We start from the raw sequence: 25,846 nt of genomic DNA on the forward strand, positions 1-25,846 counted from the left end.
CGGTTTATAACAGAATGTCACCATTGTGTCCGCAATTTGTGGTTACATTTGCCGTTCACAAAAGCTGTTCAAATGACCAACGAGCGAAAGGAAAAACTGGAACAGGTGATCCGTAAACGCCAGGAAGGACTGGCCGTTGTGCTGGAAAATGTTTTTGACCCGCACAATATATCGGCTGTAATGCGCAGTTGCGATGCGGTGGGTATACAGGATGTGTATATTTTGAATACAAAGATCCCGCGGCACAAAAAATGGGGTGCAAAAAGCAGCTCCAGTGCTGCCAAATGGCTGTCGATCCATCAGTATGATAATGCCGTAGCCTGTTTTTCGGATTTGAAAAGCAGGTACGATTGCGTATTTACCACACACCTCAGCTCTGATGCGGCAAATCTGTATCAGCTGGATCTTACCCGGCGGGTAGCATTGGTTTTTGGGAATGAGCGCGAGGGTGTAAGCGATGAGATCCGCGCGCTTGCAGACGGAAATTTTGTAATTCCCCAGGTGGGAATCATTCAGTCGCTAAACATCAGCGTGGCCTGCGCGGTCAGTATTTATGAAGCTTTCCGGCAACGGGCGGATGCAGGTTTGTACAATGGCCCGGCGGATACCGACTATCACAGACAGCTCCGCACGGATTGGGAACTGCCGCAGGGATAATGTAAAAAGAACCGGATCATTATTTTCTTAGTAACTTTAGAGGGATCATTTATTTAATCATCAGAATCTATAACAGAATTTAATATGCCTTCATTTGATTTTGCCAGTAAAGTAGATGCGCAGGCACTGGATAATGCAGTGAATGTGGTTAAAAAAGAAATCACCAACCGTTTTGACTTTAAAGGGTCACACGTTGTAATCGAACTCGATAAGAAGAACTTCAAAATCCAGGTGGAAACCGATGATGATATGAAGATGAAACAATTGCTGGATGTGCTGGTGAGCCGGGCACACAAGCAGGGGATCGCGCCGGAAGCGTTCGACCTGGGCAAGGAGGGTAGCCAGGTAGGAAAGGCCTGGAAAAAAGACATCGAAGTACGTAACGGGATCCGCCAGGAAGATGCCAAAAAAATAGTAAAACTGATCAAGGATGCGGGGTTAAAGGTACAGGTGTCGATCCATGAGGATGTGGTGCGGGTTACGGGCAAAAAGATCGACGACCTGCAGGCCGTTATCCAGGCCTCAAAAGGCTGGGAGCTGGGTGTGCCCCTGCAGGTGGAAAATATGCGGAACTAAACCTGCCGGCAGATCTTCCGGGCAGCCGCACCTGGATTGCAGTAAGCGGTATCGCCTCGATTTTGTTGTATAAATTGAGCAGCGCGTGTCATCAGCAGGGCCCATTATGTGCTGAGCCAACGGTGCTGTGCATCCACTCTGGCTTTTTTATACCGGATAAAACCCTGAGAATGATCGAGGCGCTGTTTTTAATGATCTTAATGGGTCAGGAATACCTGGTTATGCATAATTGTTATTTTTTGGCCCCTGATTCGCATCAATCAGATGTCTTTATCCTGGTTTTTGCCGTTGATTGATTATTTTTTGTACCTTCGCACCTCAAAATTATTAATAACTGTACGGCAAAATCCGTACAACCTTAAAAATCATATAGTTATGAAACAAGGTCTCCATCCTGAAAATTACCGTCTGGTGGTTTTTAAAGACATGAGTAACGGCGATACCTTTTTAAGCCGCTCTACAGCAAATTCAAAGGAAACGGTCCAGTGGGAAGACGGCAACGAATATCCTGTAATAAAACTGGAAATTTCAAGCACTTCTCACCCCTTCTTTACCGGTAAAAACATGCTGGTGGATACTGCGGGCCGTATTGATAAATTCAAAAGAAAATACGCGAAGAAATAATCTGGTGCTTTTCTACGATTTTTATAAACCCCGGTCATCCGGGGTTTTGTTTTACCCTTGTTTCTGTTTATCTTAGACACCTCAATTTATGCGTGCAGTCATTTTCACCCATAAGCAGTACAGGGCGGAGCTTCTTTTCCCTTTTAGTCTTACTACTGCGGTAGAGGAAATGCCCGCCGGCATGCTCACCAACCGGCGGCGCTGGGAGCTGATTGCGGCAACCGCTTTAAAAAGTGACCCCAATGCCTGCTGGCACATTCCCGCCCATCTCGTACCATCAGAAGCCGTGGTGTCCCTTCTCAATACCCTTTCCCCGGGAGCGTCGTTGCAGTTTGAGAACGGGGCCGTAGCGGGTTATGGCTCCATGGATACGGTATTCGACGGCGGTGCGGCGGTACCGGCAGGGACGGCCTCCTTCCTGGAATACAGCTGGGATATCTTTGAAAGAAATGTGGCCCTCCTCCAGTTTGATTTTTCCCTGCTTACAGCGGGGCGCCGCTCGGCGCCACTGCGTGAGGGCAACCGTTGTACCAATGAAGCAGCGGTGTTTATTGAGGAAGGGGCGGATGTGCGTTTTTCCATCATCAATGCCGAAGAAGGCCCGGTGTATATTTCAAAGAACGCACTCGTTATGGAAGGTACCTGCATCCGGGGACCGGTTTTTATCGGTGAAAATGCCGTGGTAAAAATGGGCTCGAAGATCTACGGGGGAACCACCATCGGCCATGATTGTACGGTGGGCGGAGAGATCAAGAACAGCGTGTTCTTCCCCTTCTCGAACAAAGGGCACGACGGATATGTGGGGGACTCGGTGATCGGTCACTGGTGCAACCTTGGCGGGGGAACCACTACCAGCAATATGAAGAATACCGCAGGTCGCATCCGCATCGAACTTCCCACCGGGGCGGTGAAAGCAGGAACCAAGTGCGGCGTGCTGATGGGCGATTATTCCCGCGCAGCGATCAACAGCTCTTTTAATACCGGAACGGTTACGGGGATCTGCTCCAATATTTTTGGAAACGGATTGACCCCGAAATGGATCCCTTCCTTTTCCTGGGGCTATGATACAGCGATTGCCTACGACCTGGAAAACGCGCTTGCCCACCTGGAGCGGTGGATGCAGACAAAGAAGCAGGTACTTACGGATACCGAACGAAATTTAATTACCCATATTTATAATCAACAAAAACAAAGAAATCATGAGACAGCAAATAGCAGCGGCTAACTGGAAGATGAATTTAACGTATGTAGAAGGGCAGCAATTGCTAAAAGATATTCTGGACGAGAACATCGAAACAACCGAAAACCAGGTAGTGATCTTTGGTATTCCGTTTCCTTACCTGATGACGGCAAATGAAAAAGTAAATACGTTAAAGAACTTTTATGTGGCCGCACAGAACTGCTCCAATAAAAAATCGGGAGCTTATACCGGGGAGGTTTCTGTAGACATGCTGCAGTCGCTGAACATCAAGTATTGCATCATTGGTCACAGCGAGCGCCGGGAATATTTTAACGAGACCAACCTGGAAATTTCCGAAAAGCTGGATCTCTTGCTGGGTGCAGGCTTGAAGCCCATTTTCTGCTGTGGTGAACCACTGAGTGTACGCGAAGCCGGTACGCAAAATGAATATGTGGAAAAACAGCTCCGGGAATCATTGTTCCATTTATCAGCCGAAGACCTGAAGAATGTGGTGATCGCTTATGAACCCATCTGGGCGATCGGTACCGGGAAGACCGCAACTACAGAGCAGGCACAGGAAATACATGCTTACCTGCGTTCTGTAATCGCAAAACAATATGGCCAGGAAGCAGCAGAGGATATTTCCATTCTTTACGGAGGCAGTGTAAAAGCCGGTAATGCAAAAGAGCTGTTCAGCTGTCCGGATGTGGATGGTGGCCTGGTAGGCGGCGCATCACTGGTTGCCGTGGATTTTGTGGAGATCATCAAATCCTTAAAATAAGCAGGGAACAAATGCTGAAGGTGCTTTGGCTTTGCAGCTGGTACCCCAATAAAGTAGCTCCTTTTGAAGGGGATTTTGTACAGCGCCATGCGCAGGCAGCTTCTTTATACAATCAGATTCATGTTATTAAAGTGACGCCCGATCCGGAAGGGAAGGGCGTCACTTCTGTATTACGGGAAAATCCCGGATACCCGCACCTTATCGAGGAACACATCTATTATCCTAAAAGGCCGGGTATTGCCGGGAAACTGCGGTCCTATTTTTACTGGTACCATCTTTATAAAAAAGCGGTCACGCGCTACATCAGCACCAACGGAAAACCGGACCTGGTTCATGTGCATATTCCGTTTAAATCAGGATTAATTGCGCAGTGGATCAAAAAAAAGTATGGGATCCCGTATGTAGTAACAGAGCATTGGGGCGGATATAACACACAGGTAGAAAACAATTACCGGCAGCGGCCGTTTTGGTTCCGGCAGGTGATCAGGGATACACTGAAGAACGCTGCTGCAGTACATTCCGTAAGCCGGTACCTTGGTGTCCGGCTTCGGGAATGGGTATGGCCCGTAGAATATACAGTTATTCCCAACGTAGTAAATACCCGGTTATTTTTTGCAGGACCTCCAAAAACAGGAAACAGCTTTGACCTGCTGCATATTTCAACAGGGGCTTCTGTTAAGAATGTACAGGGGATCATTAACGCCTTCCTGAAGCTGGATCCGCTGGTGTATTCTCTTAAATTACTCGGCCTGACCGAGGCGCTTAAAGCACAGCTGCGGCGCGAATATCCGCAGGTGCTGTCGGAAGGGACCGTTTCCTATGAACAGGTAGGGGAAGAACTGCGGAAAAGCAATGCATTGCTCATTTTCAGTCATGCTGAGAATTCACCCTGTGTGATCGGCGAAGCCCTTTGCTGCGGAGTGCCGGTAATTGCAACGGATGTGGGGGGGATTGCCGAGCTTGTCGATGCCTCAGACGGGATCCTGGTAACCGCCGGCGATGAGGAAGGGCTGGTGGCTGCAATTGAGCGTATGTACGCGGATTATATGTATTTCCCCGATCAGCTGGCTGAAAAGGCCGCGGAACGTTATTCCTACCAGGCAATTGGTAAACAATTTGACGAATGGTACCGGATATCACTTAGCCCGCAATAACAGGAATCGGGAAGAAGGGTATACTGTATGAATTAATTTATCGATACGTAATTCTGCACGTCCGGCGCTGAGATGGTTTTGCCGCTCAGAATTACCAGGCGCTCTACTACGTTCCGGAGCTCACGGATGTTGCCCGTCCAGTTGTATTGCTGCAGCAGCTCGATAGCACCGCCGTCGATGCCTTTTTTGGCAATACCGTAGTCTTTACAGATATCATCCAGGAACTGGTCAACAAGGAGCGGGATATCATCCCTGCGGTCGTTCAGTGAAGGCACGTTGATAAGGATCACGCTAAGCCGGTGGTACAGATCCAGCCGGAAATTTTTATCTTCCACTTCCTGCAGCAGGTCTTTATTGGTTGCAGCAATCACCCGTACATCTACATTGATATCCTTGTCTGCGCCTACCCGGGTGATCTTTCCTTCCTGTAGGGCCCTTAGAACTTTTGCCTGGGCATTCAGGCTCATATCCCCGATCTCGTCCAGGAACAGCGTACCGCCATTGGCCTGTTCAAATTTCCCGATACGTTGTTTTATAGCTGAAGTAAAAGATCCCTTTTCGTGTCCGAATAATTCAGATTCAATCAGTTCGGTTGGTATTGCAGCGCAGTTCACCTCTACCAGGGGACTGTTGGAGCGGTTGCTTAATTCATGGATCCATCGTGCCACCAGTTCTTTACCCACACCGTTGGCACCGGTTACCAGCACTCTTGCCTCGGTGGGTGCCACTTTGTTGATGGTCTCTTTTATCTTCTGGATAGGAGCAGAAGTACCCACAATTTCCTGGACCTTGGATACTTTTTTCCGCAGCACTTTGGTTTCGGTAACCAGGGTCGTGCGTTCCAGTGCATTACGGATGGTGATCAGCAGGCGGTTCAGGTCCGGGGGTTTTGAAATGAAATCATAAGCGCCCTTTTTAACCGCTTCCACCGCTGTTTCGATGTTGCCATGTCCGGAGATCATAATAACGGGGATGTCGGGGGCAGCAGCACTTGCTTTTTCCAGGAACTCGATGCCGTCCATCTTCGGCATTTTGATATCGCAGAGAACTGCATTGAAGGCCTTTTCTGAAAACAGTTTGAGTCCTTCCTCTCCGTCAACGGCCTCAGTTACCCTATATCCCTCAAACGAAAGGATCTCTGAAAGCGTTTTTCTGATGGACGCTTCATCATCAATAATCAGGATCTCCTGTTGATTATCGTTGGTTTTACTTTTCGGCACGGAGTTATTTTAGTTTATGTTGAGAAATAAAATGAGCGGCTCTTCAAAAATACTATTCGGAAGACCCGGATCCTATTTCTTCAGGTACATTACTTCTTTCACCAGTTTTACGGTCCTGGGCACATCGGGTAAAGCGGCAGCAACCAGGTTCGGCGCATAGTGCAGCGGTGCATCGGCTGCGGTGATCCTGCGGATCGGAGCATCCAGGAAGTCGAACGCATCCTTTTGTACCCGGTAAGAGATCTCGGAAGATACGGAAGCGAACGGCCATTGTTCTTCCACGATCACCAGCCGGTTTGTTTTACGCACACTGGCGAGGATGGTATCCATATCCAGCGGGCGGATGGTCCTCAGGTCGATCACCTCGGCACTGATCCCTTCTTTTTCCAGCTCTGCAGCAGCACCGAGTGCCACTTTCATCATTTTATTAAACGAAATAATGGTTACATCCGTTCCTGCTTTTTTTATATCCGCCTTGCCCAGCTCAATGTAGTATTCTTCTTCCGGAACCTCCATTTTATCACCATACATGGTTTCACTTTCCATAAACATCACCGGGTCTTCTTCGTAGCGGATGGCTTGCTTTAAAAGCCCTTTAGCGTCGTATGGGTTACTTGGAGAAACTACTTTAATACCGGGGATATTTGCATACAGCGATTCAAAAGCGGTAGAGTGTTGTGCACCCAATTGTCCGGCAGAGCCGTTCCCACCTCTGAAAACAATAGGACATGATAACTGTCCGCCACTCATTGCCAGCATTTTAGAGGCAGTATTTAAAATTTGATCTAAGGCAAGAACCGCAAAGTTCCAGGTCATGAATTCCACGATCGGACGGAGGCCGCTTTGAGCAGCACCTACGCCAACGGCTGCAAAACCCAATTCGGAAATAGGGGTGTCGATCACCCTTTTTTCACCAAATTCGGCCAGCATTCCCTGGCTCACTTTGTAAGCACCATTGTACTCGGCCACTTCCTCACCCATGAGAAACACACGGTCGTCTCTTCTCATTTCTTCGTTCATTGCCTCTCTGAGGGCTTCCCTGAAAGCTATACTCCTTGCCATATTTAGTAAATTGTCATTTTAAGAGTGGCAAATTTAAGTGAGAAGTGCCAGAATACCAAAGAAGGATTGTTTCGCCTGATGGTTTAAAGTTCTTTCAGACGGCCGATTGCCGGCCCGGAAGAATTTGTTAATTTTCAATCATAAAAAGGTTTCCCGATGGCACATGTGCATGAAGTGGAGCGGTCTGCCGGAAGCAGGCATAAGAAAAAGCTGATACTGGTTTTGATCATCACCGGCGTTTATCTTGCAGCCGAGGTGATCGGTGGTATTCTCACCAAAAGCCTGGCCCTTTGGGCAGATGCCGGTCATATGCTCACAGATGCCGGCGGCCTTGTGCTGGCGCTGCTGGCCATCCGTTACGGAGAACGTTCACCAACACCCGGACGCACTTATGGCTATTACCGGGCCGAGATCCTGGCAGCGCTGACCAATGCCGTGGTACTGATCGGGATATCCCTGTATATCCTTTACGAAGCCTACCAGCGGTTTCAGGATCCGCCCAAAGTGGAAGGCGGAATGATGATGCTGATCGCCGTGGTGGGATTAATAGTAAACCTTGCGGGACTCTATATCCTCCGGAAAGATTCGAAGGAGAGCCTGAATATGAAAGGTGCGTATTTTGAGGTGTTGTCAGACATGCTCACTTCTGTTGCAGTGATTGCCGGCGGTGCCATCATGTTGTTTACCGGGTGGTATTATATTGATCCGATCCTCTCTGCAGGTATCGGGTTGTTTATCCTGCCGCGTACCTGGGGGTTATTAAAAGAATCGGTAGGGGTTTTGCTGGAAGGCACTCCGAAAGATATAAAGATCGAACAATTGCGGAGCGATCTGTTGCAGTTGGCGGGCGTGATTGCCGTGCATGATCTGCATGTGTGGACCATCACTTCCGGGATGCCCGTGCTGACCGTTCACCTGGTATATCAAAAAGATGCAGACGCCATGGAAGTATTACAGGAGGCGCAACGCTTACTGGGCGGGCAGTACGGGATACGGCATACCACGATACAAACAGAGCGGGAGGGCATTGCACTGAAGGAGGAAGGCATCCATCAATAAGACAACGCTGCAGCGGGGGCTTTCTTCGCCGATATAAATTTGGGATTTGAAACCCGATACTGGAAATTTGCAGGATGCAGCATTTTTCGATCATTATTATAGGCGGTGGCCCCATTGGACTGGCCTGCGCTCTTGAAGCCCAAAAGGCGGGAATGGATTATGTGATTTTGGAAAAGGGCAGTCTGGTGAATTCCCTTTACAACTACCCGGTGAATATGACTTTTTTTTCCACATCCGAGCGGCTGGAAATAGGAGGGGTGCCTTTTGTTTCCAATAATCCCAAACCGACCCGGAACGAAGCCCTGGAATATTACCGGAGGGTAACCAGCTCGTTCCATCTTAACATACGGCTGTTTGAGACCGTGCAGCAGGTGACCCGGACCGTGGATCTTTTTGAAGTGGTAACAACGCGGGAGACCTATACCGCTGATCATATTATTATTGCTACCGGTTTTTACGACATTCCTTACCTGCTTAATGTGCCGGGGGAAGAATTGCCGAAAGTGACCCATTATTATAAGGATCCGCATTTTTATGCCTTCCAGGATGTGATCGTCGTCGGAGCCATGAACTCCGGTGTGGACGCGGCCCTTGAAACCTGGCGGAAAGGAGCGCGGGTGACGATGGTAGTGCGCGGCCCGGAAATTGGTACCCGCGTAAAATACTGGGTACGGCCGGATATTGAAAACCGGATCAAAGAAGGGGCTATAAAAGCATACTTCAATTCCACCATAAGAGAAATCAGAACCGATGCGGTGGATATTGATACCCCGGAGGGAACAGTAACAATAAAAAATGATTTTGTGATTGCCGCCACCGGCTACCAGCCCAATCTTCAGTTTTTAAAACAGACCGGTATTAAGCTGAGTGATGATGAAGTGCAATGCCCGGTACTGGATCCGGATACCCACGAATCCAGTGTGAAAGGGATTTACCTGGCGGGGGTGATCTGCGGCGGCATGAATACCCACCGGCTTTTTATCGAGAACTCAAGGGAGCATGCTGTAAAGATCATTAAAGCGATCCGGCGGGCGCAGCACTAACTCAGGAAAGCCGGCGTTCATATTTCTGTTCTTTCAGTGTTTTCCCCATGCTGACCGTCTCCTTTTCGGCGGTTAATATAAATCCGTATTTTCTGTACAGCGCTGCTGCGGTATGCTGTTCAGCAGTGGTCCATAAAAAAACAGCGCGGGCATTTTGTGCGCTTAAAAAATCAAAACCCTGCCGGAGGAGGACATGACCCAGTCCTTTGCCGCGGAATGCCGGCGACAAAACAAAAAAACGCAATTGATAAACATGCGGCTCCCGGTGCATCAGGATAAGCGAACCAACAATAGTACCGTTGTGCTCACAGAGCCAGCATCCGTCCGAGGCCGGATCAAAACGCCGGCTGAATTCTTCCAGCCCTTCTTCCACATAATGAAAAAAAGCAGGACCATAGCCATATTCGCTGGCATAAACCTCCTGATGCAGTTTCAGAATGGCTTCAGGATCGGTATCCGCAAACCTGGTCCGGATACTGATACCTGTGGGAAGGGTTGGAGCTGTCATAACCGGTCAGCAGTTTTCGATCACCATAGCACTGGCCCCACCGCCGCCATTGCAGATACCTGCGGCGCCGTAGCGGGCGTTCTGTTGTTTCAGTACATGAATAAGGGTAACAATAATGCGCGCACCGCTCGCTCCCAGCGGATGGCCTATGGAAACGGCGCCGCCGTTTACATTTACCGTAGCAGGGTCAAGTTTCATACGCTTTGTATTTTCAATACCAACAACGCTGAATGCTTCATTTAATTCCCAGAAGTTAATATCCGTCATCTTTAACCCGGCTTTTTCCACCGCCCTGGGAACGGCAAGTGAAGGGGTAGTGGTAAACCATTCCGGAGCCTGTTCGGCATCGGCATAGGCCAGCACTTTTGCAACCGGGCGAAGGCCCAGGGCATCGGCTTTTTCCCTGCTCATTAAAACCAGTGCAGCAGCGCCGTCATTCATGGTACTGGCATTGGCCGCTGTAACGGTGCCCTCTTTTTTGAAAGCGGGTTTCAGTGAAGCGATCTTATCAAACTTAACATTGAACGGTTCTTCGTCTTTTGAAACGATAACCGGATCGCCTTTTTTTGAAGGGATCTCTACGGGTACCACCTCATCATTGAATTTCCCTGATTCCCAGGCGGCCTGGCTGCGATGATAGCTTTCAATGGCAAAAGCGTCCTGTTCTTCCCGGGAGATATGACATTCAGCAGCACAGAGCTCGGCAGCCATGCCCATCGCCTGTCCATCATATACATCCGTAAGTCCATCCTTTGCCAGTCCGTCAATGGCATTGATATCCCCGTACTTATTTCCCCAGCGCATTTTATCCAGGTAAAAAGGAACATTGCTCATGCTCTCCATGCCGCCTGCAACAACTATATCCGCATCACCCAGCGCTATGGATTGAACCGCGCCGGCAATGGCTTTCATACCGCTGGCACAAACCTTATTGATAGTGGTACAATTAACCTTATCCGGCAAACCGGCAAATTTTGCGGCCTGCCGGGCGGGCGCCTGTCCCAGGTTGGCCTGTAATACGGATCCCATAATGACATCATCCACCTGTCCGGCATCCACCCCCGCTTTTGCGAGTGCGTTTTTTATGGCAATAGCGCCGAGTTGTGTTGCTGTCAGCTCCTTCAGGGAGCCCCCAAAACTGCTCAGAGGGGTACGGACCGCGGCAATGATATATACTTCCTTGGGTAACATGTTTCTTTGTTTTCAACAAATGTAGGGGATTTTTCTGTCATGATAACGGGTGTTAGTATTGCGGGTTTGAGCTACCCTGGCGATGCCATATGGGACGCGGCTATACCGGTCTGTAATGTATTCTATAAAATATAAATCCGGCCCGCCGGAGCAGCAGGTTCTTAATTTCACCGTATTTTAGCTGTTGTCCGTTTAAAAAAATTAAAGCATGAAACTTATTTTATTGAACCTGCTGCTGGTTATCGTATGTTGTTCCTGTGCCACAGCGCGCGTACCCGCGAAACCGGAACCTGCAAACCGGGAAGCCACCATCCGTACGGGTGCTGATCAAACGGAAAAATACCTCCCTTACCTGGAAGGAAAACGTGTGGGGATACTGGCAAACCCGACCACCCGGATCGGCAATAAACATCTTGTGGACAGTTTGCTGGAGCGTGGCGTGAAGATCGTAAAAGCATTTGGACCCGAGCATGGCTTCCGCGGCGATGCGGATGCCGGCGCTGCTGTAGGCGATGCAGTGGATGCGAAAACCGGCATCCCTGTTATTTCCCTCTATGGCAAAAAAAGCAAGCCTTCAAAAGAAGACCTGGCAGATGTGGATATCATGATTTTTGATGTACAGGATGTGGGCACCCGTTTTTATACGTATATCAATGTAATGGGGCGCATTATGGAAGCCTGTGCCGAGAATAATAAAGAGTTGCTGATCCTCGACCGCCCCAATCCCAACGGCTACCTGGTGGATGGACCGGTGCTGGATATGCGGCTCAAATCCGGTATCGGCGCCTATCCCATCCCCATCGCCCATGGCCTTACCATCGGTGAACTGGCACAGATGATCAATGGCGAAGGCTGGCTGCCGGGCAAAATAAAAGCAAAGATCAGGATCATTCCGGTGGCCAATTACACGCACGATATGCCTTATGAGTTGCCGGTTGCTCCATCGCCCAACCTGAATACGCAGCAAAGCATCCTGCTGTATCCTTCGCTTTGTTTATTTGAAGGCACCATCATCAGCCAGGGACGTGGCACCCGTTATCCCTTTACCGTACTGGGTGCGCCTGCGCTGAAAGGGAAATACGATTTCTCTTTTACTCCTGTGAGTATTAAAGGGATGAGCGCTACGCCGCTGCATAAGGATCAGCCCTGTTACGGATTGGATCTGAGAACATATGATATGTCGGAACTGATCCGCAAACGGGAAATCAATATTCAGTGGATGATCGATCTATACAAGGCCTACCCGGCGCCGGCAAGGTTCTTTGACCGGGCACAAAGCAACCAGATGGGAGATATCAATAAGCTGGCCGGTGTATATGACTTTAAAGAACAGATCATTGCAGGTGCCTCGGAAGCAACGATCCGCAAGAGCTGGGAGCCCGGATTGTCGCAGTACAAAGCATTGCGTAAAAAATACCTGCTCTATCCCTGATCCGGTGGCGCAGCGGTAACTCGTGAGGGGAATCGCACGGGCCTGTTTGCTGATGCCTGGATTTTTTTGTGTCGCTCTGTGGTATCTGCGAAAAAACAGATACCCGGTGCTGCATTACCGGTGATCCGCTTAAAATGTTAGGCACCCCATGCACCGCAACACCGGACGCGAATGAAAAATTTTATGTACGTTTGCTTCCCTAATAAGAAAGTAAGTGCAGGCAAGATTTGAAATAAACGGAACCTATTTTGTAGATGAAGCAAACAGTGTGCTTGCGGTTCAGACCGGACCGGGCTATTTTGCTTACGCGATCTGTGATGCACTGGGTGCAAAGCTGAGCACATTGAAATGGTTCAATACAACGGGGTCCGGATTGCGGGAGCTGCTGGCCGGTATCCCGGAGATCGGACATCCGTTCCAGAAAAAGATCATTGCTTTTGATTTTCCGGCGTACACGTTACTGCCCGGAGAACTGAACCAGGGTGATAACAGCGCCCTGCTGCACCTGGCCGGCGGAGACCCGCAGGATCATATTCTGAATGAATGGATAGGGAGCGATATCGCACTGAATTATTCCGTTCCTTTTACATTGCTGAATCAATGCATCCAGTATATCCCCGGAGCTTCTTACTGGCACCTTCAAAAGATCCGCATCACGGAAGCGCTGGCCGATAAAGTTGCTGCGGTTCTAGAGGTAAATATCGTGGATAACAGTTTTTCAGTGGTTGCAGTAAAAGACGGCAGCCTGATACTGGCACAGCACTATACCTACAGGGCACCGGAAGATGTATTGTTTTATCTGTTGAAGATCGCGGAAGTATACCAGTTGGCACAAACAGAGGTGCAGTTGAATGTTTCCGGCCTGGTAGATGCGGATTCCCGCCTTTATAAGATGCTGTATGATTATTTCCTCAACATCCGGCTGATGAATGCCGGCTGGACGGATGAGGCGGCTATGGATTTTCCGGCGCATTATTTTACGACCCTAAAACAGGTGGCACTATGCGAATTATAGCCGGCATGCTGGGAGGAAGAAAGATCAACCCACCTGCTAAAATGCCCTATACAAGACCCACAACGGATGTTGCAAAGGAAGGCCTGTTCAATGTATTACAGCACCGTATTGATTTTGAGGAGATAAAGACCCTGGACCTGTTTGGCGGAACAGGAAGCATCAGCTATGAGCTGGCAAGCCGGGGCGCTGCAGATCTGACGATCGTAGAGAAGGACAATGCGATGTTTGATTTTATAAAGAAGACCGCAGCTGGTCTGAACATCGATAATATAAAGTGCATCAAAATGGATGTCTTCCGGTATCTGGAGACCTGCAGCACTACCTATGATTTTATTTTTGCAGGCCCGCCTTATGCGCTTACCTCCATTGATGAACTGCCTAAGATCATTGTCGGAAAACAACTGCTGAACCCGAACGGCTGGTTTGTGCTGGAACACACGCCCCGGAATGATTATAAGCAGTTCGAAAAATACAGCTTTGAAAAAAACTACGGCACCACTATTTTCTCTGTTTTTATCAATCAATGACCTCCCGGCAGGAGGAGGGGATGGTTGCCTCAACGGATTTTAGTAATTTTACCAATGCTAAAATCGGAAGCCAGGGCGGCCTTTCTGCAAAAACGGGCCGAAATAACCGTAAAGCAGCAAACCATATGGGATGATCTGCTGCTGATCCAGTTTCAACAACTGGCATTACCGCCTGTGCATACAGCATTCAGTTATGCGGCCATTGAGCGCCGGAAAGAGATCAGCACGGATGCGCTGCTGGGATATCTTGAATTCCGGAATCCGGGTATCGCTGTGGCCTACCCGGTCTATGACCCCGCAACTTCTCTCATGGAAGCCTTCCTGACAAATGAAACGACCGTGTTTCAGGTGAATGAATTCGGGATCAGCGAACCGCAGAACGGCACGGTAATACCGCCGCGGGAACTGGACCTTGTACTGGTGCCTCTGTTGTGCTTTGACACGCACGGGTACCGGGTCGGATACGGAAAAGGCGTATACGACCGATACCTGAAAGAACTGCGGCCGGACGCAGCGATCATCGGATTAAGTTATTTTGAACCGGTGGACCGGATCACAGATACCGATAAATTTGATGTACCTTTAAATTATTGTATCACGCCGCAAAGGATTTATGAGTTTTAAGAACGTCATCACAAAAAAGAACAAATTACTGGTACCCATCTCATGGCTTTATGTTGCAGGCGTTCGTATTTTCAGCTTTTTGTATGATTCCGGGTTAAAGAAAAGCACGGCTTATCCGCTTCCTGTCATTTGTGTAGGCAACCTCGCTGTTGGAGGCACCGGTAAATCCCCGATGGTGGAATACCTGGTGCGGCTGTTAAAAAAAGAATACAGGATCGCTACAGTAAGCAGGGGATACGGCCGGAAGACCCGTGGAGTAAGGATCGCAGCCGGTAGTGATACGGCAGCAACGATCGGGGACGAGCCCATGCAGTTCCACACAAAGTTTCCCGACATAACAGTGGCGGTTGGGGAAGAACGGACCACTGCGATCGAAACACTGCTCCAGGCAGAACGGCCGGAGGTTATCCTGCTGGACGATGCCTTTCAGCACCGGGCGGTACGGGCGGGCTTCAATATTTTACTTACGGCACATTACAACCTGTTCCCCGGGGACTATTACCTGCCCGCCGGCCAGTTAAGGGATCTGAAATCACATTATAAGAAAGCGGATTGTATCGTTGTCACCAAGTGCCCGCCGGCACTTACACCGGCAGAGGCCCGTGCGATCGAAGAACAGATCAACCCGCTGAGGACGCAATCCGTTTTTTTTGCTGCACTGGAATACGGCAACCTGTATCCCGTTTTTGATAATAAAGCCTGGTCTTCCGAGGGGATCCAAAGGTTGTTCCTGGTAACCGGCATTGCCAACCCCCGGCCGTTAAAAGCTGCACTGGAACTATACCGCAAGCCGATCCGTGAATTTTATTTTGACGATCATCATGATTTCAAACAGGAAGACATCAACCGGCTGATCCGGGCCTATACGGCTTTTCCGCCGGGAACCGCTGCAGTTATTACAACAGAAAAAGACAGTACCCGGCTGATGAAATTTAAAGAACAGCTGACCGCTGTGGCGCTTTATGCCCTGCCGGTGCAGCACCTCTTTTTATTGGACGGGAGCAAAAAATTTGATACCTTGATCAAAGATTATATTCAAAACATTGAAAAACAATAGGGTTTCCTATGGTAAAAAAAATTAAGAAGAAAAAAAGCAAATCCTCTTCCGGTAATGAACAATTATTGAAAGGAACACTTGAAGTAACAAAATCGGGAAGGGGGTTTGTGATCGTTCCGGGGCTGGAAGAAGATGTGATGATACGGCCGGAAGACCTGCGCAATGCCATGGACGGCGATGTGGTGCGGGTAAAGCTTACCTCCGGTTATGATGCAAAGCTGAAAGGCAAGATCATGGAAGTGGTGCAGCGCAGCCGTACCGAGTTTATCGGCACGCTTCAGCTGAACCGGGGATTTGGTTTTGTACTGGGCGATAAAGAAAAAGGACTGCCGGATATTTATATCCCGGAAGAAGAACTGAACGGGGCGCAGAACGGACAAAAGGTAGTGGCCAAGATGCTGCAATGGGAAAAAGAAGACAAACGACCCGTGGGATCCATCGTTTCAATACTGGATGAAGCCCGCAGCGGCGATATTGCCATGAAAGAGACCCTGCTTGAAAAAGGGTTTCCGCTTTTTTTCCCGGATGAAGCCATGGAGGTGGCCAACCGTATCCCCAATGCGATCACAAAAGAAGACCTGGCCATGCGGAAAGATATCCGCAACATCCTTACATTCACAATCGACCCGGAAGATGCCAAAGATTTTGATGATGCCATTTCCTTCCGGGTGCTCAAGAACGGCAACTATGAAGTGGGTGTCCACATCGCAGATGTGAGTCATTACGTAGTTCCGGGAACCGCACTGGATGAAGAGGCTTATCTGCGGGCCACATCGGTTTACCTGCCAGACCGGGTGAACCCGATGCTGCCCGAACATATTTCCAATGTCCTTTGCTCATTACGGCCCGATGAAGATAAACTTACATTCTCCGCCATCTTTCAATTGAATGAAAAAGCCGAAGTAAAACAATACTGGCTGGGAAAAACGGTGATTCGTTCCAAAAGAAGGTTTACTTATGAGGAAGCCCAGGCGATCATTGAAACAGGACAGGGCGATCATGCCGAGGTGATTTCGATTGTGAACAAGCTTTCGCAGCGCCTGCGCCAGGGCCGTTTTGATGAAGGGGCCATTAATTTCAATTCCACAGAAGTGCGTTTCAAACTGGATGAGAACGGCGTGCCCACGGGCATCATGCTGAAAGTAAGCAAGGAAGCCCATCAGCTGATCGAAGAACTGATGCTGCTGGCTAACAAATATGTAGCGGAAGCCGCATCAAAAGTGAAGATCAATAATAAAACGCTGCCTTTCCCTTACCGGATACACGATACGCCGGATGAAGAAAAACTGCTGCCCTTTGTTGCCTTTGCAAATAAGTTCGGGTACCGGTTCGATATTTCAAGTGCGGAGACGATCGCCGCATCCTTTGACAAACTATTAAAGGATATTAAAGGACGCCCCGAAGAGGCGGTACTGCAGCAACTGGGGATCCGCACCATGGCAAAAGCAAAATATACCTCCTCCAATATCGGGCATTACGGACTGGGGTTTGAGAACTACTGTCATTTTACATCACCGATACGCCGTTATCCGGATATTATGGTGCACCGGATCCTGCTGGAGATACTGGAGGATAAGGCAAAAATTGATAAGAAACTTGAGGAGAAATGCAAACACTGCAGTGAGCGGGAGCGTGCCGCCATGGAAGCGGAGCGCAGTGCCAATAAATACAAACAGGTAGAGTACATGCAGCAGTTTGTAGGGGAAGAGTTTGATGCGATCATCAGTGGAGTTTCAAAATTCGGATTCTGGGCGGAGACGGTCGATCATCTGTGTGAAGGTATGGTAGGTATGACCAGTCTGGCAGAATATGATACCTTCAAACATTCCGAAGCGGATTATGCCATCATTGGCATGCGTACCGGCACGCGGTTCACAATGGGTGATAAAGTGCGTATACAGGTAGTGGCCGCTAACCTGGAAAAGCGGTACCTCGATTATCATTGGGTAAAGCCTGCTGCAGCGACTGAACCGGCAAAAACGAAAATCGTAAAAAAACGAAAAAATAAAAGCTGACGCATTCGGCTTCCGGACCATCGGACAAGCGCCTTAAAAAACCATTTCAAAATGAAATGGTTTTTTCATTTTGAGGTGGTTTGTGCGGTATCGAAAATGCCCCGGCCAGCCGTAATATTTTGTTTGTTAGCTGGTTGTATCAATTGGTGAAGGGTGGAACAGATTTTGGCCGATATTCCCCATAAATACATCAATTATGAATCAATACGAAATTCCCGCAATCATCGAAGATGAATTACCTGCAATATGTCATGAGCTGGAAACCACCCGGAAATTCGGGGACGCGATCCAGATCATGCAAATCCTGTCGGCTTTTGCAAGCAGGATGCTTTCCATGCACCAGCTGCCGGTTGTAATAAAATGCATGCGGATGGTAGAGAAGATCTATGAGAAAGGCGATACCCTTGTAAAAAATGCAATTGAAAATGTTTTTGTCCTGTCCTTTTCCGGTATGCGGAATAAATGCGATACCATGGAATGGAATCTTCTTAGCGCCAAAATGCCGATCACCTTATATTCTTTATACATACAGCAACACTATAAACCGGGAATATAAAAACGGTACCCTTTGGATCTTCCTGATCTTTAGAGCAGGATTCATCAATTTAAACCAGTTATAATGGAAAATAGTAATGTTGTCGTAAGGTTAGCGACAGAAAAGGATCTTTCATTTGCCACGGCTATTGCGAATGAAATGGAGGCCTCGGCAAAAGCAAGAGGCACGGGCATCTCAAAAAGAAGTCCCGGGTTAATAAAAGAAAAGATAGTGGAAGGAAAGGCGGTTGTTGCTGTTACCGGCGATGGCAAATGGGCCGGGTTTATTTATATGGAACCATGGGCAAACGGCTCATTCGTTTCGCACAATGGCCTCATCGTACCGCCATCATGGAGAAGAAAAGGGATCGCAACCCTTATGAAGGAAAAAATATTTGAGCTCACAAGACTAAAATATCCAATGGCGAAGATCTTTGGAATTACCAGCACGCTGGCTACCATGAAGATCAATACGCGATTGGGGCTGTCGCCGGTTGCGTATTCGGAAATTGTACAGGATTTGGTTTTCTGGGGTAAATGTAAAAGTTGTGTGCACTATAAAGACCTCAGGAAGGCACAGTTTAAAAATTGTTTTTGCACGGCTATGCTGTTTGATCCTGTGGCTAATGCGGCGGCGGCTGCTGTACCGGATGCATACCACCCGGTTCCGGCGGTGTGCTGATTTCGGAAAGGCGATCGTTCCTTCATTGCGGACGCTTAAAAGCTGCTTTTTTGAAGAAGAACCATTATTTTTGAGCCATGCATACATTCGAAGAACTATCGGCATTGTTTTCCGAGACATTTGAAAAAACACATTTTCCGCAGGAACCGCACACCTTGTATGAACCCAATAACTATTTTTTATCAATGGGTGGAAAACGGTTACGCCCCGTACTTTGTCTGATGGCAAATGAATTGTTCGGAGAAATTCATCCGGATGCCTGGAATGTGGCCACCGCTATCGAGCTGTTTCATAATTTTACATTGATCCATGATGATATCATGGACAAGGCACCACTGCGTCGCGGCAAACAGACCGTACATACAAAATATAATGAAAGTACCGCGATCCTTGCAGGGGATGTGATGATGATCCGGGCATATGAGTATATATCGCAGATCGATCTTTCCCTGGTACAGCGGATCCTGGAATTATTTAACCATACAGCAGTGGAAGTGTGCGAAGGCCAGCAACTGGATATGGATTATGAACAACGGAATGAAGTGACGCTGGACGAATATTTAAACATGATCACGAGTAAAACGTCCGTACTGCTGGCTGCAAGCCTGCAGATGGGCGGGATCCTGGGTGGCGGCAGCTACGGGAATCTTGATCTTTTGTACCAGGCCGGAAAGAAGATCGGACTGGCATTCCAGGTACAGGATGATTACCTGGACGCTTTTGGAGATCCAAAAAAATTCGGTAAACAGGCAGGCGGTGATATCCTGGCCAACAAAAAGACCTTTTTACTGATCAAGACCCTGCAGGAAGCAAAAGGCGCGCAGAGAACAGAACTGGATCAGCTGCTGGCGGGTAATGCACCCGATAAGGTGGACCGCGTGCTTCAGATTTACCGCGACTGCAGGATCGATGGCTGGGCAATTGAACTGAAACACCAGTTCCTCAATGAAGCGTTGCAGCATTTTGATGACATGGCCGTCGTTTCCAAAAGAAAAACGCCGCTGAAAGAACTGGCCGAGAAATTGGTAAAACGGGAGAATTAGTTGAATAAATTACAAAAATCCGCCATTTTATAATATTTTCACTAAAATTCATCTTCGATGGGGGGCTCAATCTTTCGGAAAAAAAAGATAGAAAATATTATTGCTGAGCCAAAAGAACAGGAGCACGGCCTTAATAAGATACTGACTGTAAAAGACCTCACCTTTCTGGGAATTGCTGCAGTGGTTGGAGCGGGTATTTTTTCTACTATTGGTAGTGCAGCTTATCATGGAGGTCCGGGTGTATCCCTTTTATTTGTTATCACTGCGATCACCTGCGGTTTTTCGGCATTGTGTTATGCTGAATTTGCCAGCAGGGTGCCGGTGTCCGGTAGTGCCTATACCTATTCCTACGTAAGTTTCGGGGAAATTGTAGCCTGGGTGATCGGATGGGCGCTTATCCTGGAATATGCGATCGGCAATATTGTGGTCGCCATCTCCTGGAGCGGGTATTTTAATAACCTGCTGGTGCACGTGTTCCATATTCATCTGCCCGACTGGTTGCTGGTGGATCCGGAGACAGCAATAAATGCCTATAATACGGCAACGAAAGCCCTGGCTGAAAATGCAGGGCAGCTGACAACCGATCAGTTGAAAAACTACCAGTTCGCTATCGACGCCTACAGGGAGGCTCCCCGGATCGGCAGCATGCCGGTGTTCCTGAACCTGCCCGCATTTATCATTACAGCACTGATTACCTGGCTGGCTTATATCGGCATAAAAGAAAGCAAGCAGTCCGCCAATTTTATGGTGATGTTCAAGATAGGTGTGATCATCTTCATTATCATTGTGGGCGCATTTTTTGTCGATACCAATAACTGGACGCCCTTTCTCCCCAATCGTTTTGAGGGAGTGCTGAAGGGTGTTTCCGCTGTGTTCTATGCCTATATCGGATTTGATGCGATATCTACAACAGCAGAGGAATGCAGGAATCCGCAGCGGGATCTTCCTCGAAGTATGATCTATTCCCTGCTGATCTGTACTGTGCTGTATATCGCGATCGCTTTGATACTGACCGGTATCGAAAATTATTCATCCTTTAAAAATGTTTCGGATCCCCTGGCCTTCGTGTTTGAAAAAAGAGCTCCATGGGTGGAAAAGATCGTATCCATAAGTGCAGTGGTCGCTACCACTTCGGTATTATTGGTCTTCCAGATCGGACAGCCAAGAATCTGGATGAGCATGAGCCGTGACGGCTTGTTGCCAAAGGTCTTTCAGAAGATCCATCCCCGGTACAAAACACCTTCTTTTTCAACGTTACTCACCGGTGTTATCGTAGGACTGGGCGCTTTGTTCCTGGAGAGCAGCCTGATGACGGATCTGACAAGCATCGGAACCCTGTTCGCTTTCATCCTGGTTTGCGGGGGACTGCTGATCCTGCCACCGATCCGTAAGGAGCCCGGCAAGTTTAAAATTCCTTATATCAGCGGCCGGTATATTATTCCCCTGTTGCTGGTCTTATTCATCTACCTGTTCCGCGACCGTGCCGTTCAATCCTTTGCGAATATCGGTAATGAGGGGTACCAGGAGATCCTGTTCCTGCTGTTTCTTGTAATTGCTACGGTCATCACCGTAAAAACGGTCATCCACAAGTATTCCTTTATTCCTGTAATGGGGGTATTATCCTGTCTGTATCTGCTCATCGAGATCCCTGCAATCAGCTGGCTCTGGTTCTTTGTCTGGATGGCAATAGGACTGGTGATTTACTTCTTATACGGTTACCGGAACAGCAATCTGGCAAGGCAGGGCCGCGGCGTGCCGTCCGGCAGCAGATCCGTATGATATAATTGTACCCGTACCGTGGCGCATTACCCGGCGGCGTTGTATATTTGCTTGTGAAATATCAGTTAGGTGATAAAGTATTGATCCTTCATTCGGACGAAGAAGGTACCATCGTTGATTTTATAAATGATAAAATGGTGATGGTGGATGTAAGGGGTGTTAAATTTCCGGTTTACCTGGATCAGATCGATTTTCCCTATTTCCGTAATTTCAGTCAGAAAAAGAAAACAGCACAACCCAGGCCCCGCCAGCATGTGGACGACCTGCGTAAGGAAAAACCTGCGCCGGTGCCCAAAAAGGAGGATGGGGTATGGCTCAATTTCCTGCCGGTTTCGGATACCGATGAGTTTGGTGATGAAGTGGTAGAACTGTTGAAGGTGCACCTGGTCAACAATACACGAACCGCCTATGAATTTAAGTATGGTCTCGGCTTTTTTGGTGCGCCCGAATTTGAATTAAAAAATACGGTTCAGTCATTTCAGAATTTTTATATTCATGATGTTCCTTTTGCGGATATGAGCGACAGCCCTTCTTTTGAATTTGAATTTTCGCTGGTACAACCACAAAAAACAAAGGCGACACATTTTGAAACGACGATAAAGATCAAGCCCAAACAGCTTTTTGCCAGGATCGAGGAGCTGCGCCAGAAAAATCTGGCAACCTTTTCCTATAAATTATTTGATGTTTACCCCGATAAAGCCCCGGAGGAAGACCCGATGGAGCTCTCCTTGAATAAGCTGAGCAATAAATTCAAAGTTTATAATGCCAAAGAAGCCCGCAAGCACCTGGAGCCCGCACGGAGCGTGGTAGACCTTCATATTGAGAAGCTGACGGATGATGCTTCCCACATGAGCAATTTTGAGATGCTTACCCTGCAGCTGGACACCTTTGAGAAATTTTATAATCTCGCCGTGACGCATATGCAGCCCACGCTTACCATTATCCATGGTGTGGGAACCGGCAAGCTGCGTGATGAGATACACGATGCCCTGCGGCTGAAAAAAGAAGTGAATTATTTTGTAAACCAGTACCATCCCTCTTATGGATATGGTGCAACGGAAGTGCATTTTAAATATTGAGTCTCATTAAGACACAAATCTCAATTCTCAAATCTTGATCCTCATTCCCGATCACAGCAGTTTTGAAACCCGGAACGAATGATTTGTGTACCTTTGCTGCGTTACAAGCCGGGTTATCGCCTTCATTTTGAAGGAGGAAAGTCTGGACAGCACAGAGCAATACACCGGTGAACAGCCGGATTCCGCTCCGCGGAAATAGATAGTGCCACAGAAAATAACTGTCCTGCCAAAAGCGGGATGAGGGTGAAAACGTGAGGTAAGAGCTCACGGTATTTGGCAGTAATGTTAAATACGGGTAAACCTTGTATGCTGAAATACCATGTAAATCCTGCTTTTTAAAACAATTGTTTTAAAAGGTGAGCGGCTCGTTTACTATCCCGCCTTTGGCGGAATGGCAGGAAGGGTAGGTAGATGGATTCATTGAGGTAACTCTTTGAACAGATAAATGATAACCACCCTGCTTCTGCAGGGGACAGAATCCGGCTTACAGGCTTGTAACATTTTTATAAAACCATTCCGGTTGTTCCGGACCAGGCTTTTATTAGGTCTCCTGCCCGAACTGCAGGATGATGCCATTAAGATCCCGTACCGCAAATTCACGCATGCCATAACTGAATGTTTCCACCGGATACACGATCGTACATTTTTCTTTCAGCAGTGCCCACCAGGCGTTTACATCATCGGTATTGATATAAAGTGAGCCGGTGAATGCAGTAGCTGTAAAAGGCAGGTGCGCATTGGGAATGCTGAACATAATCTCCACAGCATCTTTAAAGGCATATCCCCAGCTGGCGGTTTCATTACAACGGGTCTCAAATCCAAGGTGCTCCCGGTAATAATCAAGTGTTGTTTTTATTTCGGGGACATAGATCACCGGGCGGAGATTGTTTAACTTCATACAGTGGTTTTGCGTGATCAAAAACTTTAGCTTTGCAGCGTGTTTAAAGATATGAAGTTTAAAATTCTGTCATTGCTCCTTTTTGGGGCTTTTGGCTGCGCAGTGCAGCAGAAAAGTGTTTCCCCGGCGGCAACAGGTGCCGGTCCGGCAACGGTTTCCCAGCTGAAATTCCTGGATGAATACGAGATCCCCTTTGACCTGAAATATGAAAATACCTGGGTGGGAGGCTTATCCGGAATTGACTACGACCGGCGGAATGACCGGTACTTTATCATCAGTGACGAACGGTCGGCCACTTCACCGTCGCGGTTTTATACTGCCCGGATCCGCATTGCGGAAAACAGGATCGATACCGTTATTTTTACCGGTGTACAGTCATTAAAAATGCCGGGCGGAAAACGCTTCCCCTCCCTGAAAGAAGGCGCGCAGGAAGCCGCCGATCCGGAGTCGATCCGTTTTAATGCAGCGACGAACAGCCTCATCTGGTCGAGCGAAGGCGACCGGGCACAACGGAATGGAGGGATCAATATCAAGGACCCCTGGATCTGGAAAATGGATCTTAATGGTAATTATCTCGATAGCTTTTCCCTGCCTTCGAATCTGCATGTACAAACCAGTGAGCAGGGGCCGCGGGTGAACGGTGTTTTCGAAGGCCTGGGTTTTGCAGCGGATTACCGGATCCTTTTTGCCAGTGTGGAAGAGCCCCTTTACGAAGACGGGCCAAGGGCAGACGTGGATTATCCCGGCGCTCCCGTCCGTATTTTAAAATACAACGTAGCTACGGGAAAGCCGGTGGCCCAGTATGCTTACCTGCTGGATGCCGTGGCACGTAAGCCGCATCCCGACAGCGCTTTCCGGGTAAATGGTATCTCTGAGATCCTGCCACTGGATGACCACCGCCTGCTGGTAATGGAGCGTTCATTTTCTATGGGCAATTCCTATTGCACGATCAAGATCTACGAAGCGACCCTGAAGGATGCCACGGATGTATCCGGCAGGAGCGGCCTGCACCTGGACCGGAATTACCGCCCCGCTTCCAAAAAGCTGCTGTTGAATATGAACGATCTGAACCGTTATATTGACAATGTGGAGGGCATCACTTTTGGCCCGAAACTGGCAAACGGCCATTATTCCGTCATCCTTATTGCAGACAATAATTTCAGCAGGGAGGAAAAAACACAGGTCTTTTTATTTGAAGCCATACCTTAATGACGATGAAACGCGTACTTGTTGCCTTATTACTGTTGCCCCTGCTCTTCAGCTATAATAAAAAAAAGCTGACCTGGGTAGCCATCGGAGACAGCATCACCTATCTCAATGATCACCTGCCGGAGACGGGCAACCGTGTTACCAAAGGATATCTTACACAGGTAACGGAACTGCTGCCCGATGTACAGTACGTCAATAAGGGATATAACGGCTGGACCGCAGCGCAGATCGCCGGAGCATTTGACTCCCTGCACATTCCGCCGGCGGATGTGTACACCGTATTCCTCGGCACCAACGACTGGTGGCAGGGCCGGCCGGTAGGAACATTGGCAGACTATAAAAAGAATACTGGTAACCGGACGGTTTTCGGATCCTTCCGGATCATTATCGACAAACTCCGGAAAACCAGCAATCATGCGCGCATCCTACTCATCACGCCTCTGCGCCGCACCGACTTTGTGTACATCGGCAATATGCACAATAATGCCTGGGGTTCTTACCGGGAGAAAAACGATCAGTCCCTGGCACAGGTTGCGGCCGCAGTGGCCACCATCGGTCATACGGCAAAACTCGATGTAGTTGACCTTTACAACGATCCGGAACTGGGACAAAAAGAGCTGGTTCACTTCAAACGCCTCCGCAACCCGGCTACCGGCCGCTATCAAAACTATACCTATCCCTATTTCCACGGAATACCGTTCAACCCGGAAACCGATGATTATCCCTATCCGCCGGAAGCTGCGGATCTTACCTACGACGGACTGCATCCTTCCGACAAGGGCAACCGGATCATTGCCGGCCGTCTTGTTCCCCTGCTGAAAAAGCGGTAAACGAGCTGCCGGAAATAAATTTGGCAGGAGCTGTTTTTTCTTTGTATATTTATGATATCATTTTAAT

General features: G+C 48.4%; 26 protein-coding genes and 1 other RNA gene. 22 read left to right on the forward strand and 5 right to left on the reverse strand.

Going from position 1 to position 25,846, the window contains the following annotated elements:
- Positions 1-72 precede the first annotated feature (72 nt).
- From K7B07_RS20015 to K7B07_RS20040, 6 genes are all read left to right on the forward strand, one after another.
- Positions 73-657 carry a TrmH family RNA methyltransferase gene (locus tag K7B07_RS20015; RefSeq protein WP_223712312.1) on the forward strand — a complete coding sequence of 195 codons (585 nt, stop codon included), beginning with the start codon at positions 73-75 and terminating at the stop codon, positions 655-657.
- 84 nt (positions 658-741) lie between these two features.
- Positions 742-1,233, forward strand: a complete 492-nt coding sequence (locus K7B07_RS20020) for a YajQ family cyclic di-GMP-binding protein (protein ID WP_223712313.1) — start codon at positions 742-744, stop codon at positions 1,231-1,233.
- A gap of 375 nt (positions 1,234-1,608) precedes the next feature.
- Positions 1,609-1,857, forward strand: a complete 249-nt coding sequence (locus tag K7B07_RS20025; protein ID WP_223712314.1) for a type B 50S ribosomal protein L31 — start codon at positions 1,609-1,611, stop codon at positions 1,855-1,857.
- 88 nt (positions 1,858-1,945) lie between these two features.
- The gene (locus K7B07_RS20030; protein ID WP_223712315.1) at positions 1,946-3,082 is read left to right on the forward strand and encodes a putative sugar nucleotidyl transferase; all 1,137 of its coding nucleotides are present in this window, start codon (positions 1,946-1,948) and stop codon (positions 3,080-3,082) included.
- Complete coding sequence (tpiA, locus tag K7B07_RS20035) at positions 3,057-3,818, forward strand: triose-phosphate isomerase (RefSeq protein WP_223712316.1); 762 nt, start codon at positions 3,057-3,059, stop codon at positions 3,816-3,818. Before K7B07_RS20030 ends, tpiA begins: the two co-directional genes overlap by 26 nt.
- A gap of 11 nt (positions 3,819-3,829) precedes the next feature.
- Positions 3,830-4,972 carry a glycosyltransferase gene (locus K7B07_RS20040; protein ID WP_223712317.1) on the forward strand — a complete coding sequence of 381 codons (1,143 nt, stop codon included), beginning with the start codon at positions 3,830-3,832 and terminating at the stop codon, positions 4,970-4,972.
- A gap of 32 nt (positions 4,973-5,004) precedes the next feature.
- On the opposite strand, the gene K7B07_RS20045 is transcribed toward K7B07_RS20040, so the two are convergent.
- Positions 5,005-6,192, reverse strand: a complete 1,188-nt coding sequence (locus K7B07_RS20045; protein WP_223712318.1) for a sigma-54-dependent transcriptional regulator — start codon at positions 6,190-6,192, stop codon at positions 5,005-5,007.
- A 72-nt stretch (positions 6,193-6,264) separates the two neighbouring features.
- Positions 6,265-7,254 carry a pyruvate dehydrogenase complex E1 component subunit beta gene (locus K7B07_RS20050; RefSeq protein ID WP_223712319.1) on the reverse strand — a complete coding sequence of 330 codons (990 nt, stop codon included), beginning with the start codon at positions 7,252-7,254 and terminating at the stop codon, positions 6,265-6,267.
- Between the two features lie 156 nt (positions 7,255-7,410).
- Here K7B07_RS20050 and K7B07_RS20055 point away from each other — a divergent pair, with 156 nt between their 5' ends.
- On the forward strand, positions 7,411-8,313 hold the full coding sequence (locus K7B07_RS20055; protein ID WP_223712320.1) for a cation diffusion facilitator family transporter: 903 nt from the start codon (positions 7,411-7,413) through the stop codon (positions 8,311-8,313).
- 74 nt (positions 8,314-8,387) lie between these two features.
- Entirely contained in the window at positions 8,388-9,356 is a 969-nt protein-coding gene (locus K7B07_RS20060; protein WP_223712321.1) for a YpdA family putative bacillithiol disulfide reductase, read from the forward strand.
- A 1-nt stretch (position 9,357) separates the two neighbouring features.
- On the opposite strand, the gene K7B07_RS20065 is transcribed toward K7B07_RS20060, so the two are convergent.
- Positions 9,358-9,864: a GNAT family N-acetyltransferase gene (locus K7B07_RS20065; RefSeq protein WP_223712322.1), complete on the reverse strand. Its 507-nt coding sequence runs from the start codon at positions 9,862-9,864 to the stop codon at positions 9,358-9,360.
- Between the two features lie 6 nt (positions 9,865-9,870).
- Positions 9,871-11,055, reverse strand: coding sequence for an acetyl-CoA C-acyltransferase (locus K7B07_RS20070; RefSeq protein ID WP_223712323.1), 1,185 nt, complete (start codon positions 11,053-11,055; stop codon positions 9,871-9,873).
- Positions 11,056-11,263: 208 nt separating this feature from the next.
- On the opposite strand from K7B07_RS20070, the gene K7B07_RS20075 reads away from it, so the two are divergent.
- The 12 genes from K7B07_RS20075 (at position 11,264) to rnpB (ending at position 23,345) form a co-directional block, all read left to right on the forward strand.
- Complete coding sequence (locus K7B07_RS20075) at positions 11,264-12,487, forward strand: exo-beta-N-acetylmuramidase NamZ family protein (RefSeq protein ID WP_223712324.1); 1,224 nt, start codon at positions 11,264-11,266, stop codon at positions 12,485-12,487.
- Positions 12,488-12,701: 214 nt separating this feature from the next.
- Complete coding sequence (locus K7B07_RS20080; RefSeq protein ID WP_223712325.1) at positions 12,702-13,502, forward strand: DUF3822 family protein; 801 nt, start codon at positions 12,702-12,704, stop codon at positions 13,500-13,502.
- The gene (locus tag K7B07_RS20085) at positions 13,490-14,029 is read left to right on the forward strand and encodes an RsmD family RNA methyltransferase (RefSeq protein WP_223712326.1); all 540 of its coding nucleotides are present in this window, start codon (positions 13,490-13,492) and stop codon (positions 14,027-14,029) included. Before K7B07_RS20080 ends, K7B07_RS20085 begins: the two co-directional genes overlap by 13 nt.
- Before the next feature lie 54 nt (positions 14,030-14,083).
- On the forward strand, positions 14,084-14,653 hold the full coding sequence (locus K7B07_RS20090; protein ID WP_223712327.1) for a 5-formyltetrahydrofolate cyclo-ligase: 570 nt from the start codon (positions 14,084-14,086) through the stop codon (positions 14,651-14,653).
- Positions 14,643-15,710 (forward strand): tetraacyldisaccharide 4'-kinase, encoded by a 1,068-nt coding sequence (lpxK, locus tag K7B07_RS20095; protein WP_223712328.1) that lies wholly within the window; start codon positions 14,643-14,645, stop codon positions 15,708-15,710. The genes K7B07_RS20090 and lpxK overlap by 11 nt, the downstream gene beginning before the upstream one ends.
- An 8-nt stretch (positions 15,711-15,718) precedes the next feature.
- Entirely contained in the window at positions 15,719-17,725 is a 2,007-nt protein-coding gene (gene rnr / locus K7B07_RS20100) for a ribonuclease R (RefSeq protein WP_223712329.1), read from the forward strand.
- Between the two features lie 196 nt (positions 17,726-17,921).
- The gene (locus K7B07_RS20105; RefSeq protein WP_223712330.1) at positions 17,922-18,281 is read left to right on the forward strand and encodes a DUF7674 family protein; all 360 of its coding nucleotides are present in this window, start codon (positions 17,922-17,924) and stop codon (positions 18,279-18,281) included.
- 63 nt (positions 18,282-18,344) lie between these two features.
- A complete protein-coding gene (locus tag K7B07_RS20110; RefSeq protein ID WP_223712331.1) occupies positions 18,345-18,941 on the forward strand; it encodes a GNAT family N-acetyltransferase in 597 nt (198 codons plus the stop codon).
- Between the two features lie 77 nt (positions 18,942-19,018).
- On the forward strand, positions 19,019-19,984 hold the full coding sequence (locus K7B07_RS20115) for a polyprenyl synthetase family protein (protein WP_223712332.1): 966 nt from the start codon (positions 19,019-19,021) through the stop codon (positions 19,982-19,984).
- Between the two features lie 57 nt (positions 19,985-20,041).
- On the forward strand, positions 20,042-21,763 hold the full coding sequence (locus K7B07_RS20120; protein ID WP_223712333.1) for an amino acid permease: 1,722 nt from the start codon (positions 20,042-20,044) through the stop codon (positions 21,761-21,763).
- A 53-nt stretch (positions 21,764-21,816) separates the two neighbouring features.
- A complete protein-coding gene (locus tag K7B07_RS20125) occupies positions 21,817-22,842 on the forward strand; it encodes a Smr/MutS family protein (protein ID WP_223712334.1) in 1,026 nt (341 codons plus the stop codon).
- 100 nt (positions 22,843-22,942) lie between these two features.
- An RNA gene (gene rnpB, locus K7B07_RS20130) (RNase P RNA component class A) lies at positions 22,943-23,345 on the forward strand.
- Between the two features lie 38 nt (positions 23,346-23,383).
- On the opposite strand, the gene K7B07_RS20135 is transcribed toward rnpB, so the two are convergent.
- Complete coding sequence (locus K7B07_RS20135; protein ID WP_223712335.1) at positions 23,384-23,740, reverse strand: VOC family protein; 357 nt, start codon at positions 23,738-23,740, stop codon at positions 23,384-23,386.
- Positions 23,741-23,791: 51 nt separating this feature from the next.
- Here K7B07_RS20135 and K7B07_RS20140 point away from each other — a divergent pair, with 51 nt between their 5' ends.
- Positions 23,792-24,949 (forward strand): esterase-like activity of phytase family protein, encoded by a 1,158-nt coding sequence (locus tag K7B07_RS20140; protein WP_223712336.1) that lies wholly within the window; start codon positions 23,792-23,794, stop codon positions 24,947-24,949.
- A gap of 5 nt (positions 24,950-24,954) precedes the next feature.
- The gene (locus tag K7B07_RS20145; protein ID WP_223712337.1) at positions 24,955-25,779 is read left to right on the forward strand and encodes an SGNH/GDSL hydrolase family protein; all 825 of its coding nucleotides are present in this window, start codon (positions 24,955-24,957) and stop codon (positions 25,777-25,779) included.
- Positions 25,780-25,846 lie beyond the last annotated feature (67 nt).

The sequence above is a fragment of the Niabella beijingensis genome, from assembly GCF_020034665.1.
Lineage (GTDB): Bacteria > Bacteroidota > Bacteroidia > Chitinophagales > Chitinophagaceae > Niabella > Niabella beijingensis.

Bases quoted from the DNA above. Each gene is read 5' to 3' on its own strand.
- K7B07_RS20015 (WP_223712312.1), top strand. From the start codon at position 73: ATGACCAACGAGCGAAAGGAAAAACTGGAACAGGTGATCCGTAAACGC.
- K7B07_RS20020 (WP_223712313.1), top strand. From the start codon at position 742: ATGCCTTCATTTGATTTTGCCAGTAAAGTAGATGCGCAGGCACTGGAT.
- K7B07_RS20025 (WP_223712314.1), top strand. From the start codon at position 1,609: ATGAAACAAGGTCTCCATCCTGAAAATTACCGTCTGGTGGTTTTTAAA.
- K7B07_RS20030 (WP_223712315.1), top strand. From the start codon at position 1,946: ATGCGTGCAGTCATTTTCACCCATAAGCAGTACAGGGCGGAGCTTCTT.
- tpiA (WP_223712316.1), top strand. From the start codon at position 3,057: ATGAGACAGCAAATAGCAGCGGCTAACTGGAAGATGAATTTAACGTAT.
- K7B07_RS20040 (WP_223712317.1), top strand. From the start codon at position 3,830: ATGCTGAAGGTGCTTTGGCTTTGCAGCTGGTACCCCAATAAAGTAGCT.
- K7B07_RS20050 (WP_223712319.1), bottom strand. From the start codon at position 7,254: ATGGCAAGGAGTATAGCTTTCAGGGAAGCCCTCAGAGAGGCAATGAAC.
- K7B07_RS20055 (WP_223712320.1), top strand. From the start codon at position 7,411: ATGGCACATGTGCATGAAGTGGAGCGGTCTGCCGGAAGCAGGCATAAG.
- K7B07_RS20060 (WP_223712321.1), top strand. From the start codon at position 8,388: ATGCAGCATTTTTCGATCATTATTATAGGCGGTGGCCCCATTGGACTG.
- K7B07_RS20065 (WP_223712322.1), bottom strand. From the start codon at position 9,864: ATGACAGCTCCAACCCTTCCCACAGGTATCAGTATCCGGACCAGGTTT.
- K7B07_RS20070 (WP_223712323.1), bottom strand. From the start codon at position 11,055: ATGTTACCCAAGGAAGTATATATCATTGCCGCGGTCCGTACCCCTCTG.
- K7B07_RS20075 (WP_223712324.1), top strand. From the start codon at position 11,264: ATGAAACTTATTTTATTGAACCTGCTGCTGGTTATCGTATGTTGTTCC.
- K7B07_RS20085 (WP_223712326.1), top strand. From the start codon at position 13,490: ATGCGAATTATAGCCGGCATGCTGGGAGGAAGAAAGATCAACCCACCT.
- K7B07_RS20090 (WP_223712327.1), top strand. From the start codon at position 14,084: ATGCTAAAATCGGAAGCCAGGGCGGCCTTTCTGCAAAAACGGGCCGAA.
- lpxK (WP_223712328.1), top strand. From the start codon at position 14,643: ATGAGTTTTAAGAACGTCATCACAAAAAAGAACAAATTACTGGTACCC.
- rnr (WP_223712329.1), top strand. From the start codon at position 15,719: ATGGTAAAAAAAATTAAGAAGAAAAAAAGCAAATCCTCTTCCGGTAAT.
- K7B07_RS20105 (WP_223712330.1), top strand. From the start codon at position 17,922: ATGAATCAATACGAAATTCCCGCAATCATCGAAGATGAATTACCTGCA.
- K7B07_RS20110 (WP_223712331.1), top strand. From the start codon at position 18,345: ATGGAAAATAGTAATGTTGTCGTAAGGTTAGCGACAGAAAAGGATCTT.
- K7B07_RS20115 (WP_223712332.1), top strand. From the start codon at position 19,019: ATGCATACATTCGAAGAACTATCGGCATTGTTTTCCGAGACATTTGAA.
- K7B07_RS20120 (WP_223712333.1), top strand. From the start codon at position 20,042: ATGGGGGGCTCAATCTTTCGGAAAAAAAAGATAGAAAATATTATTGCT.
- K7B07_RS20135 (WP_223712335.1), bottom strand. From the start codon at position 23,740: ATGAAGTTAAACAATCTCCGCCCGGTGATCTATGTCCCCGAAATAAAA.
- K7B07_RS20140 (WP_223712336.1), top strand. From the start codon at position 23,792: ATGAAGTTTAAAATTCTGTCATTGCTCCTTTTTGGGGCTTTTGGCTGC.
- K7B07_RS20145 (WP_223712337.1), top strand. From the start codon at position 24,955: ATGAAACGCGTACTTGTTGCCTTATTACTGTTGCCCCTGCTCTTCAGC.